The sequence below is a fragment of the Cellulophaga omnivescoria genome, from assembly GCF_027915275.1.
Taxonomy (GTDB): Bacteria; Bacteroidota; Bacteroidia; order Flavobacteriales; family Flavobacteriaceae; genus Cellulophaga; species Cellulophaga omnivescoria.
Genome location: NZ_CP115819.1, coordinates 1785651 through 1798131, shown reverse-complemented (window position 1 = coordinate 1798131; position 12481 = coordinate 1785651). Strand labels below are relative to the sequence as shown.

General features: G+C 31.9%; 10 protein-coding genes and 1 tRNA gene. 4 read left to right on the top strand and 7 right to left on the bottom strand.

The genetic code is table 11. The features are described from left to right. Positions 1-255 precede the first annotated feature (255 nt). Together PBN93_RS08040 and rseP are read right to left on the bottom strand one after the other, a co-directional pair. A tRNA-Asn gene (locus tag PBN93_RS08040) sits at positions 256-329 on the bottom strand. Positions 330-407: 78 nt separating this feature from the next. Next, a complete protein-coding gene (gene rseP, locus PBN93_RS08035) occupies positions 408-1724 on the bottom strand; it encodes an RIP metalloprotease RseP (protein ID WP_271081868.1) in 1317 nt (438 codons plus the stop codon). A gap of 153 nt (positions 1725-1877) precedes the next feature. Here rseP and PBN93_RS08030 point away from each other — a divergent pair, with 153 nt between their 5' ends. The 3 genes from PBN93_RS08030 (at position 1878) to feoB (ending at position 5113) form a co-directional block, all read left to right on the top strand. Next, positions 1878-2549 carry an SCO family protein gene (locus tag PBN93_RS08030; RefSeq protein ID WP_077401227.1) on the top strand — a complete coding sequence of 224 codons (672 nt, stop codon included), beginning with the start codon at positions 1878-1880 and terminating at the stop codon, positions 2547-2549. A 98-nt stretch (positions 2550-2647) separates the two neighbouring features. Beyond that, positions 2648-2878 carry a FeoA family protein gene (locus PBN93_RS08025; protein WP_077401224.1) on the top strand — a complete coding sequence of 77 codons (231 nt, stop codon included), beginning with the start codon at positions 2648-2650 and terminating at the stop codon, positions 2876-2878. A 12-nt stretch (positions 2879-2890) separates the two neighbouring features. Beyond that, a complete protein-coding gene (feoB, locus tag PBN93_RS08020; protein ID WP_271081867.1) occupies positions 2891-5113 on the top strand; it encodes a ferrous iron transport protein B in 2223 nt (740 codons plus the stop codon). 1 nt (position 5114) lies between these two features. On the opposite strand, the gene PBN93_RS08015 is transcribed toward feoB, so the two are convergent. Genes PBN93_RS08015 through PBN93_RS08000 form a run of 4 tightly spaced genes read right to left on the bottom strand, consistent with a single transcriptional unit; the run spans position 5115 to position 8673 of the window. Then, positions 5115-5768: a hypothetical protein gene (locus tag PBN93_RS08015; protein WP_271081866.1), complete on the bottom strand. Its 654-nt coding sequence runs from the start codon at positions 5766-5768 to the stop codon at positions 5115-5117. Between the two features lie 56 nt (positions 5769-5824). Next, positions 5825-7069, bottom strand: coding sequence for a DNA cytosine methyltransferase (locus PBN93_RS08010; protein WP_271081865.1), 1245 nt, complete (start codon positions 7067-7069; stop codon positions 5825-5827). A 7-nt stretch (positions 7070-7076) separates the two neighbouring features. After that, on the bottom strand, positions 7077-7724 hold the full coding sequence (locus PBN93_RS08005; protein WP_077401212.1) for a hypothetical protein: 648 nt from the start codon (positions 7722-7724) through the stop codon (positions 7077-7079). Positions 7725-7770: 46 nt separating this feature from the next. After that, positions 7771-8673, bottom strand: a complete 903-nt coding sequence (locus tag PBN93_RS08000) for a metallophosphoesterase (RefSeq protein ID WP_271081864.1) — start codon at positions 8671-8673, stop codon at positions 7771-7773. 116 nt (positions 8674-8789) lie between these two features. Between PBN93_RS08000 and PBN93_RS07995 the strand changes: the two genes are divergently transcribed. Further along, a complete protein-coding gene (locus PBN93_RS07995; protein WP_271081863.1) occupies positions 8790-11162 on the top strand; it encodes a GAF domain-containing protein in 2373 nt (790 codons plus the stop codon). 73 nt (positions 11163-11235) lie between these two features. Here the strand turns inward: PBN93_RS07995 and PBN93_RS07990 are convergent, their stop codons facing one another. Continuing rightward, complete coding sequence (locus PBN93_RS07990) at positions 11236-12444, bottom strand: Pycsar system effector family protein (protein ID WP_077401203.1); 1209 nt, start codon at positions 12442-12444, stop codon at positions 11236-11238. Between the last annotated feature and the right edge of the window lie 37 nt (positions 12445-12481).

Here is a 12481-nt window from a genome sequence, read left to right as displayed (position 1 = left end):
AAACAAACAGAAGTGAATATTTCAAATTTGACATATTTTCTAAGATTATTAAAATGTTATACCTGAATATTTTAATATACACCGAATTGTACACCTTTTTGCTACTTGTTTTTAAGTAATGGTAAATTGCGGGTATGTAGATTATGGATAGAGGTACTTAATAAGAAAGCCAGCAAAGATGAAATATCCCTATAAAATCTCAGAAACTATATAAAAGCAAAAAACCTCAACTATTTCTAGTTGAGGTTTGTTTTGCTCCCCCTCTTGGGCTCGAACCAAGGACCCTCTGATTAACAGTCAGATGCTCTAACCAACTGAGCTAAGGAGGAATGTTAGCAGACGTAAAGCCTGTAAGCGGGTGCAAATATAAAAGCTTTTTTAATATCTACAAAACAAAAAATAAAAATTTATATAAATTTCTTTATAATATTCCAGATGTCGTTTCCAAACACAATTGCCATTAGTCCCATAAGTATTACAAAACCAACAATTTGCCCCTTTTCTAATACTTTTTCACTTGGTGGGCGACCAGAAATAATTTCATACAATAAAAACATAACGTGTCCACCATCTAAAGCAGGGATAGGTAATATGTTTAAAAAAGCCAACCATACAGAGAACATTGCCATAAAAGACCAAATAAATGTCCAGTTCCATTGCTTAGGCATCATTTCTACAATACCAATAGGTCCTTTTACTTGTTTGTAAGCTCCTGTTTTAGTGTTAAAAATAACTTTAAACTGTCTAATTTGTTTAGTTAGTACCTCAATTGTTTTGTTAAAGCCTTCTGGTATTGCCGCACCAAAACTATAGGTATCTGTAACAAATAAGTCTTCTCTGTTTAACACAACTCCTATTGCCGCTTCTTCAGGTACAACCATATGTAATTTTTCTGTTTGTCCTTTTCGCAATACTTCCAATTCTATCTCTTTATTTGGCGACTTTTTAATAATGCTTACAAACTCGTTCCAATACGTGGTTTTTTGTCCGTTAACAGCCACAATTTCATCTCCCTTAAGCACTCCCGCTTTTTCTGCAACCATACCAGATACCACACTATCTATCATAGCTTTTTGTCTGTAACCTAAAAAGTTTCTGCCTTGTGTACTAAAAACTGCCTCTTTGCCTTCTGCACTTAATGGCACTGTAATTTCTTTACCATCTCTTTTAACAGTAACCTCATCACCTAAAATAATGTCCAAAACAGCATCTGTAAACTTTTTACTTTTTTTGCCATCTATAGCTAAAATTTTATCTCCAGTTTTTAGTCCTAATTGCTCTCCTATAGAATCTATTAAAATTCCGTGCTTTAAATTATCTGCAGGTATATACTTATCTCCGTTATTAAACAATAGCATTGTATAAATAAACCACGCTAAAAAGAAGTTTACAGTTACCCCACCCAACATAATTATTAAACGTTGCCAAGCTGGTTTACTTCTAAATTCCCAAGGTTGTGGTTCACTCTTCATTTGCTCGGTATCCATACTTTCGTCTATCATACCAGCAATTTTAACATAACCACCTAAAGGTAACCACCCAATACCATAAACAGTATCACCTATCTTCTTTTTAAAAAGTGAAAATTTGACATCAAAAAATAAGTAAAACTTTTCTACTTTAGTTTTAAAATATTTGGCAGGAATAAAATGCCCCAGTTCATGCAAAATAACAAGCACTGATATAATTAATATGAACTGTACTATCTGAATAAATAATTCCATTAAATCTCTTTTAGTTTTTAAGAACGAACAAAAGTACACTTTTACGAGTTCTTACAAAAAGATATACTTGCAATGACAGTATTTTTATGAATTATTTAATATGCTATTGTATTGATTATTACCTACACCTATTGTAAATTTGCATAAAAAAATATGGGCGCATTTTTTAGTAAATTTAAAATTTTTGGAATTGTACTTTTAATAATATCTGCCGTAATAATCACCCTCTTTTACAATGCTTTAAAACCAGAAGTTAAGCTTCCTATTTACCAGCCAGCAGATTTTAACACAGAATTGGTAGACTCTACACTTTTACACAAAAAGAAGTACCATACAGTTGCCAATTTTAAACTTACAAACCAAAACGGAGAAACTATTACCCAAGACAATTATGCCAATAAAATTTATGTAGCAGATTTCTTTTTTACCACCTGCCAAACCATATGCCCTACTATGACAAAAAATATGGCAAAAATACAAGAGGTAATTAAAGACGATGAAGATGTAATGCTATTATCACATTCTGTTACTCCAGAGATAGATTCTGTTGCTCAACTAAAAAAATACGCTGTTAATAAAGGCGTTATAGACAGCAAATGGAATTTAGTAACTGGAGACCGAAAAGAAATTTATGATCTTGCGCGCAAATCTTATATGGCCGCAAAAACAGACCTTAACAACCCATATAGTATGGTGCATACAGAAAATTTTGTTTTAGTTGATAAAGAAAAACGTATACGTGGCACTTATGATGGTACAAATGCTAAGGAAATTAAAGAGTTATTAGAGGATATTAGAATTTTAAAAGCATCATATAAAGAGTAATTTTGACATTAAAGAATATAAAAAAAGCAATGTATAAGTCTGTTGTTTTGCTTTTTTCCCTTATTTTTGCTCTTACTTAAAATCAATCTAAATAAAAATTGAGCATTACTGTAGCACAACTAAAAAAAGGGCAAAGAGGAATTATTAAAGATTTCTCTGAAGACACCCTACCCATAAAACTCTTAGAAATGGGATGTTTACCCGGTAACGTTGTAGAACTTATACAGATTGCTCCTTTAAAAGACCCAATTTACATTAATGTAAATGGCTCACATATAGCGATAAGAAAATCTACAGCCAACTTAATTGAAGTAGATTTAATTGAATGAATGTAATTGAGTATGAGCAAAAATATTAATGTAGCCTTAATTGGAAATCCAAACACCGGAAAAACATCAGTCTTTAATCAGCTTACAGGATTAAAACAAAAAGTGGGTAATTACCCAGGCATAACTGTAGAAAAAAAAGAAGGTATTTGCAAACTACCTAGAGGTGTTAAGGCGCATATAATAGATTTACCAGGAACATACAGCTTAAATACAACATCTTTAGATGAGAGTGTTGTTGTAGAATTACTTTTAAATAAAAACGATAAAGATTTTCCTGATGTTGCTGTTGTTGTAACAGATGTAGAAAACCTGAAGCGTAATTTACTTTTATTTACACAAATAAAAGACCTTAAAATACCTGCCATTTTAGTAATTAATATGGCAGACCGTATGACTAGAAAAGGCATTACACTAAACATACCTTTATTAGAAGAAAAACTAAACACTAAAATTGCTCTTGTAAGCACAAGAAAAGGTGTTGGGATAAACACCTTAAAAGAGCTTATTGCAGATTACAAAAACCTGTCTATTAAGCCAAATATAGACACTACATCTATTGCTCCAGATTACTTTAACAAACTTAGATCTGCTTTTCCTAAAGAAGATGTTTATAAACTTTGGTTAGTTATAACCCAAGATGTAAACTTTATGCCAATAGAAAAAAAACGCATAAAGGATGCTACTTTTTCTATAAAATCTAACACAGAATTAAAAAAACTACAGCATAAAGAAACTGTTTTAAGATATCAATTTATAAATAATATTTTAAAAGAAACTTATACTGTAGACCTTACTGTTGCTAAAGGATTTAGAGCAACTTTAGATAAAATTTTAACACACAAAGTATGGGGTTACGTAATATTCTTTTTAATATTATTAGTCATTTTCCAAGCTATTTACGAATGGAGTAGCTACCCAATGGATTTTATAGATGAGTCTTTTGCGCAAATGAGCGAATGGACAAAAGCTAGCTTGCCGCCAGGTGCATTTACAAACTTACTTGCCGAGGGTATAATTGCAGGTATTGGAGGCGTAGTAATTTTTATACCACAAATTGCATTTTTATTCTTGTTTATATCCTTACTGGAAGAAAGTGGGTATATGAGTAGGGTGGTATTTTTAATGGATAAACTTATGCGCCCATTTGGGTTAAGTGGCAAAAGTGTTGTACCACTAATTTCTGGTACTGCCTGTGCCATACCAGCTGTTATGGCAACCAGAACAATAGAAAACTGGAAAGAACGCCTAATAACTATATTAGTTACTCCATTTACAACTTGCTCTGCCCGTTTACCTGTATACTTAATTATAATTGCACTTGTTATACCAGAAGGGAAATTTTTAGGACTTAGCTACCAAGCGCTAACACTTATGCTGCTATATTTACTAGGGTTTGGAATGTCTATTTTTTCTGCAATGGTTTTACATAAAATTTTACAAATAAAAAGCAGAACATTTTTTGTTATTGAAATGCCAAATTACAAGCTACCGCTATTTAAAAATGTAGCCTATACTGTTTGGGAAAAAACTAAAAGCTTTGTGTATGGTGCTGGTAAAATTATTTTAGCCATATCTATTATTTTATGGGTATTAGGCTCTTATGGCATATCAGACAATTTTAAAAACGCAGAAGAAATTGTTAAAAACAGAATTAAAACTGTTGGTTACTCTGAGTTTAACCAGGAACATATTAAAAATGAAATAGCAATTTATACGGGTGAATTGTATACAAACTACCCAACAGTAAGCGGTGCAGTTATTAAAGATTCTATTGCAATGCGCTCTAACGCTTTAAAATTAAAAGCCGAAAACGAAGAAATAGCTAGTTTTAAATTAGAACACTCTTTTATTGGCTATGCTGGCAAAGCTATAGAGCCAATTGTAAAACCTTTGGGTTATGATTGGAAAATTGGTATTGCAGTAATTACATCATTTGCAGCTCGTGAGGTGTTCGTTGGCACACTAGCTACAATTTACAGCGTTGGTAATGATGAAGAAGAAACTATTAAAAACCGTATGGCTGCCGAGATTAACCCGTGGAATAACAAACCTCTATTTAACTTAGCTTCTGGCGTGTCTCTACTACTATTTTACGCTTTTGCAATGCAGTGTATGAGTACCCTAGCCGTAGTAAAAAGAGAAACCAACAGCTGGAAATGGCCTGCAGCGCAATTAGTTTTTATGAGTGGGTTTGCTTACATAGTTGCTCTTATAGCTTATCAAATTTTAAAATAATTTACGCAAATCTATAACTTAAACTCCCGTCCTTTTTTTCTATTATAAATATTACAGATGCCTTTACATTTAAATATTTTATAAAATTTTTGGTTGATTTTAATTGATGAATGAAACTTTTATAAACTTCAGATTTATAATCCCAAGAACATCGTAATTCTAATGCTCTTTTATGATCTATAAAAGAATGATGCACTATAAACAAACGGTTTTGCAAACAACTACGTTTACCAATACTTTGTTTGCTGTAATAAAAATTAACTATTTTCTCAGGAAACTCAAAACTAAAGTTACTCCTTAACTCTTTAGGAACTAAGGTTCCTTTTACATCAAAACGTAAATTTTTATCTTCAAAAAATTCTATATCATATTCCTGAGACCTACTGTTTGGATTTCTATTAACACCATTTTGTGCGTAAAAAAGATACTCATCGCACCTAGCACATTGCCATAAAAACCACCTCCTTTTAAAATAATTTTTATCATCTTCTGGCAACTTAGAAATTGCAAGCTCTAAACTAGCTAATGTTTTACACTTAAATAGAGACACTTTTTTATCGGTAATATTGTTTTGTATTTTTCCCCAATGCAAAGGTATTTCTGGAGCAAGTTTTTGCAACTGTTTGCTAAGCTCATCAAATTCTAATGCGTTCATTATAATATCTTTTAAGATGAAAACGCAATACTAAAATTTGGTTACACAAACTAAACTTATACTGCTAAGGTTTCTCTAACCGCTAAAGCAATTGCTTTAGCTAATAAAGGCGGCACAGCGTTTCCTATTTGCACCATTTGTTTTCCTTTTGCTCCTTTAAAAATAAAATCGTCCGGAAAAGACTGCAATCTTGCCATTTCACGTACCGTAATAACCCTAGATTCTATTGGGTGTATATTTACACCACCGTGGTTTTCCTTTATTGTACAACTAGCTTCGTTCCAAGGACATTTTTTCCATGAGTCGGAATAATTATCATATAAACTTTTGCCTTCTGGAACTTTAGCCAAGCGCTTTTTCATAGCATCACTATGCTTGGTTCTAACGTGGTTAAAAGCAGCATTATCTTTTAACGTAACCAAATCTTCTATAGCTTGCTTTGTGGTAATGTACTTATCTGGAGTAAGCATTGGCTTAGGATGCAAATTTTTTTTACCAATTCTGTTTGCTATAAAAATTATACGCTCTCTTTTTTGCGGTACATAATAGTTAGCTGCATTTAGCACAGTAACATTTACTTGATACCCTAAATTAGCTATATCCTCCTTTATTTTATCTTCTACCTTACCCTTTAGCATAGAACGTAAACCTTTTACGTTTTCTGCAACAATAAATTGTGGTTGCAACTCGTCTATAATCTGCAACATATCTTTGTAAAGAGAGTTACGTTCATCTTCTACAATACGGCTACCAGACATACTAAAACCCTGACAAGGAAATCCGCCAGACAAAACAGTTAATTGCTCTCCATTAAGTGCACTTTTAACAGTGTTAATAAACTCATTCTTAACACTCCTTTCTGTAATATCACCTAATATGTGTGGGTGTTCAAAATTTTCTCTGTAGGTCATACCAGCTTCCTTAAACCAATCTAAACCTCCTACTTGGGTAAAGCCAGCCATTTCAAACCCTTTTGCCATACCACCAGCGCCACAAAACAAATCTGCAGATGTAAGCTTAGTTTGTGAGGGATTCTCCCAACTGGCAGAAATATCTACCCAATTAACATCATCGGTCTTTATAGACTTAGTTCCTTTTTTAACCAATTGTTTTATTGGCTTAGCATCTAAAATTCCACTATTTCTAAATAAAACAATATCTTTAGGTTTTATATAATGTACACCAAGCGTTTTGGTAGATTTTAGTGCGCCAGAATGTATGTGTTTCCTAATTATTTTTTGAGAAACACCTAATTGTAATGCAATGTCTTCAATTCGTAAAAACTCCTCTTTTACCGCCATACATTAATTACTCTCCTAGTTCTGTAATTTTCTTTTCGTATAAATTTTTACTTTCTATAACTGCCACATTTAGCTCTTGCATAATGCCTTCTACCCTACTTTCAATACTTTCCATTTGACTATTTATATTGTCAAAAGAGTTTAACGCAGCAGCAACTTCTAATGCTTTAACAACTTCTACGGCATCACCGTGTAATAAACGCAACTTAGCAATTGCTTTAGAGGTATTAGCTAAGGTGCCATTGTATTTTGTTTTAGCTTTATTAATAGCTTTTAAAAGTGTTTTTTTACTCTGCTCATCACTTAAGCTATTAGTTTGGGTCTCCATAGCTGTAAATAAATTAGAGGCTTTAGTTTTTAAATCCTCATATTCTTTATTTAGGTTTTCTACACGCTTGTTTACCTTTTCCCAGTCGCCATAAACCTTAGCAAACTCTTTATCTTCATTTTTAGCATCTTCTAAGGCTCCTTTTAAGGCACTTAAAGATGTTAAACCTTTGGTTACGTTTTTATTTGCGGTAATTTTTTTCCTTTCAAAAGAAGCAACTTGTGACTTAAACTTCTCTTTTAATCTAATTAAATCTTCTGGACTTTTATTTTTCCAACAAGATGATAATGTTAGTACAACTACCAACAAAGCAATACTCTTTTTCATATAATAATTAAGTTAATGGTGGTGTAAAAATAGAAAAATTAAACCATTACTGTTTTGCCCTTTGGTAATCTGCTAATTTTTGTGGTCCTTCTAACAGTACTCTTACCACACGCAATGTACCATCTTCTGTGGTTGCAATTTGCCATTTTATTAGGGATATTTTACCGTTTTCTATTTCAATTCCTGTTATACTTCTTGGATGCACGCAACTACCATCATTAAAAAACGGGATATCTCCTGGCTCCGGAAAACGCGGCCTATGTGTATGGCCAACAATAGTAATTTTTTCATTGTTTTGTAATATCCAACGTTTAATTCGCTTTTCAACCTTTATTAATTCTTTGTGATTTTTAGCCGGACTAGTAGGGTCTGCAATTCCCCACACCTGCAAAGGTTTCCATAACACACGTACTAAAAACCTACCAACGCGCCAAAAATTATAGTTCCACCAATCTGCTTGGTGGCCGTGAGTTAAAAAAAGTTCTTGAGCTGTTTGTTTGTGTTTTAAAACTATGCCTTCATGATAGGTAATACCAACAAATAAATCTTTGTCTTTACCATCTATAGGCTCAAAATAACTAGATAAATATTTTTTTACGTAATCAGGGTCTTTATACACCATATCATGATTTCCCCAAATCATAAATAAACGATTTTGCAGGTGGTACTGCCGTAACAATCCGTATATGTTTTTGTGAGCCGTAAAAATAGACTCAAATGAGGTGTTCTCCCAAAGTTCATCACCATCGCCCAACTCAAAATAACTAAAACCCTCATTAAAGTAATGTTGTAATGCGTGGTAATAAATATTCCTGTTATTGGCAAAATCGTCTGCAAAACTATTATCACCTCTGTGGCAGTCACTAAAAAGTATTAACTTAGAACTATCATCAAAAGGCACAATTTTAGACTTTTTATACGCTCTGGTTAACCTAGTAAAAGAGGACATATTTTAATTTTTATATAAATATCTAAAAAAGGGATTAATTAGGATTATAACAAACCTAATAAAAAGTAATAATTATTTTGTAATTTTGTATGCTATTCTTAGACTAAGTAGGGAAGATGAAAGTTGAAAACGAAATAGAGTTACCACTAAAAAGTCTTGTAAGTTTTGACAAGTTACTTAAACAGTACGATAAAATGGCTGTAGGTAATGACGTGTTCCTTGCCCAAAAAGCTAGATTTATCCTAAACTACCAAAAACCTTACCCAGAATTACGTGAAGGTTTTACAGATTTAAATTTACTAGAAAAATATAAAGATGTTATTAATGTTATTCTACAAGATACTTTTTCTGAAGTATTAACTAAGAATGAAATTAAAGCAGCAACACTACCTTACGCTAACGTAATTTTTAACTCTTCTGAAAGATTTAAAAAAATTATAGAAGATGCAGGTGAAGGATTTGTGCTAGAAATAAAAAACGTAGAGGATAGGCTAAATTACATTATGGCTGGCACCGTAATATTAAACTTTCATTATGGTTTTAATTTAGACTTTAGAAGACCTATGTTTTATGAAATTCCGGATAAAAACGGAGTTATGAGACACTACAGAATATTATACAATGCAGATTTTATAGACATTACACCTAATGAAAATGCAAAAAAACTTACACAAGCAGATGTAGATGAACTATTAGAAAACTTTGATGATTTAGAACTTTGGAAACAAAAAATTCCGCCTAACAGTTTTACCTCTAAAGGTTTTGTAATTTCTAATATGTTTGATGTTACTGCGGAGCACTCTATTTCAGAAATAAAATCTAGTCTTATTTCTAGCGACAAAAGAGGCTCTGAGTTTTTTATGGAAGATTTTCAAAATACCTTTAAGTCTTTATTTGGACTTCCTAATTTAAAAGTTGGTTTTTCTATACACAATAGCAAAGAAGATACTTTTGAAAAGGTCCCTGGTATTGGCATTGACAGTTTTATACTTAACAAAAGTGCTAATGTAAATTGTAAAACTGCCCTTTGTAATGACTCCTACAAAACCATTTTAAAGGACCATAATTACTATGTAATTTCTGATCTAGAAAATTACCATAAAAAAGCACCAGAAAATAGTTTGTATGCTACTTTAGCAAAGCAAAACATTAAAAGTGCCATAATTGCACCTATTTCTAACGGAAAAGAATTACTAGGGGTTTTAGAACTTGCCTCTACAAAAAGATACAATTTAAATAATGTAAATGCTCAAAAGCTGCAAGATGTAATGCCTTACATTGTTACCGCAGTATTGCGCTCTAAAGCTGAAGAAGAAAATTTAATAGAAGCTGTAATACAACAAGAATGCACAACAGTGCACCCATCTGTATTATGGAAGTTTGAAAATGAAGCCATACGATTTATTAGAGCAAATGCAGAAGGATTAGAGCCTACTTTTAAAGAAATTGTTTTTAAAGATGTGCATCCACTTTATGGCCAAATTGATATAAAAGACTCATCTACTTTTAGAAACAGCTCCATACAAAAGGATTTACTTATACAATTATCTGAAATAAATAAAATACTTACCAAGGCTTGGGAACTAAATAAGTTACATATTTATGAAGAACTATTATTTAGAAGCAATAGCTATATAGATGAAGTAAAAGAAATACTAAATACCAATAGTGAGCAAACTATTTTGGAGTTTGTAAAAAAAGAGATTACACCTGTTTTTAAGCATTTAAAAAATACAGAACCTAAAATTGCTACTTTAATTACGGCATATGAAGCTGGCATAGACAACAATACTGGCTCTTACTATGATCATAGAAAAAACTATGATGAAAGTGTTATGAAAATTAACGAAAAGCTTGCTCAGGTTTTAGATAAAAAACAGATTGAAGCACAAGAAATGTTTCCGCATTACTTTGAGCGCTATAAAACTGATGGTGTTGAGCATAATATGTATATTGGCGCATCTATATCAGAAACAAAAGAGTACAATCCCTTTTATTTAAAAAATTTAAGGTTGTGGCAATTACAGGTTATGTACGATATGGAAAATGAGTACTACAATCTTAAACCTAAATTACCTATAGACTTAGATGTAGCATCTTTACTCTTAGTATACAACGCATCACTATCTATTAGGTTTAGAATGGATGAAAAACGTTTTGATGTAGACGGTACTTACAATGCCAGATACGAGGTTATAAAAAAACGTATTGACAAGTCTTTTATTAAAGGTACCAATGAGAGGTTAACACAAAAAGGAAAGCTTTCTATTGTTTACTCTCAGAAAAAAGATGAGTTAGAGTACTTACGTTACATACGTTTTTTACGCTCTAAAGGTTATTTTTCTAAAAACATAGAGGTTGTAGAGCTAGAGGGCTTACAAGGTGTTGCTGGTTTAAAAGCAATACGAGTTGAAATTTTATACAAAAAAGACAAACAGTCTAAAGAAACATACACGTATGACGATTTAATGCACGAACTAAAACGTTAATACCACCAAAACATTAAAAAAAAGGCGAATATTACAAATAATATTCGCCTTTTATATATCTTATATATGGCTGTTATAATATTACAGCCTCTCTTGGGCCGTAAAAATGCAATGCTAAAAAGAAAGATAATACAGAAACTATCATTCCAAACATAAATATAGCGTAGGTCCAACGCAATAGCTTATATTTTCTATCTAATACAAGTCCTAAAAAGTATAAATCTTTAGTTAAGGAAGAGTATACATAAGACTGGTCTTTTATTAACTCTTTCATAGCCCACTCATAATCTTCTAATTTCATTTTATGAAAATTACCAAAAAACAATAAGTTTACTTTTTTATTATCTACATCTTCCTTAGTAAATTGTCCGCTTGTGATATTTGGCCTTGTAGCAATAATGGACAACACCATAGAAATTACACTAAAAAACATAAATAGCGCAGTTGGCAATATTAAATATTTGTTAGACGGACTATCTAACTTAGGCATTAAATCTGCCAACACTAAAGAAATTATAATAGCATTTACAGACAGTAAAATATTGGCTTTAGTATCTGCAATATCACTAAGTTTTAAATGGTTACGCATTGTAACCCTGTACATTGTTTGCACACCTCGTTCTGGGCTCTTATCTTTAAACTCAGACTTATATTGCGCCTTAACTTTTTCTTTTTTAACCAGCTTTTTCATTTTTTTCCTAGCTTTAATTAGTTTGGCTAGGTTATCATCTTTGGTTTCTTGCCAATTTTTAATAGCATAATCGGTATAAAACCTATGCTTTGTCTGAAACATTCTAATATTAGTATCTCTCCACTCCGCAGGCGAGTAATCTATAAGCCCTAATAATGATAATTCTTCTCTAAGCATTTCAGTTGTTTCTAAATAACTTTCTTGCCCTAAGTGAGACCCATCTGCATCTCTAATTATTTCTTCGTGTAAGTTTGTTGGCTCATAGCCTTTTTTTGTTGCTAAAATTAAATTGCAAATATTTTCTATTCGTTTTTCATCAAAAGATTTTTGTTTTAAAAACTCCTTGGCAATATCGCAACTTCTTTCCTCATGTTCTTTGGCACTTCTGGTATAACCTGTATCATGAAACCATGCCGCTAAAAGTAAGTCCTCGTGCTCTTTTACGTCTAACTTGTAAAAATCTAACAATTCTTGCGTACTTTTGACAACACGTTGGGTATGCCTAATATTGTGATATAAAAAACTAGAACTTAACTCATTGGTTAACAAACTAATTACATAATCTTCGGTTTCCTGAATAATATTTGCCATCGTTTTTAATAAATAAGGTGCATCACAAATTACAAAA

Coding starts and splice junctions, on each gene's coding strand:
- PBN93_RS08000 (WP_271081864.1), bottom strand. CDS start 8,673: ATGTCCTCTTTTACTAGGTTAACCAGAGCGTATAAAAAGTCTAAAATT.
- PBN93_RS08015 (WP_271081866.1), bottom strand. CDS start 5,768: ATGAACGCATTAGAATTTGATGAGCTTAGCAAACAGTTGCAAAAACTT.
- PBN93_RS07995 (WP_271081863.1), top strand. CDS start 8,790: ATGAAAGTTGAAAACGAAATAGAGTTACCACTAAAAAGTCTTGTAAGT.
- PBN93_RS07990 (WP_077401203.1), bottom strand. CDS start 12,444: ATGGCAAATATTATTCAGGAAACCGAAGATTATGTAATTAGTTTGTTA.
- PBN93_RS08005 (WP_077401212.1), bottom strand. CDS start 7,724: ATGAAAAAGAGTATTGCTTTGTTGGTAGTTGTACTAACATTATCATCT.
- PBN93_RS08030 (WP_077401227.1), top strand. CDS start 1,878: ATGGGCGCATTTTTTAGTAAATTTAAAATTTTTGGAATTGTACTTTTA.
- rseP (WP_271081868.1), bottom strand. CDS start 1,724: ATGGAATTATTTATTCAGATAGTACAGTTCATATTAATTATATCAGTG.
- PBN93_RS08010 (WP_271081865.1), bottom strand. CDS start 7,069: ATGGCGGTAAAAGAGGAGTTTTTACGAATTGAAGACATTGCATTACAA.
- feoB (WP_271081867.1), top strand. CDS start 2,891: ATGAGCAAAAATATTAATGTAGCCTTAATTGGAAATCCAAACACCGGA.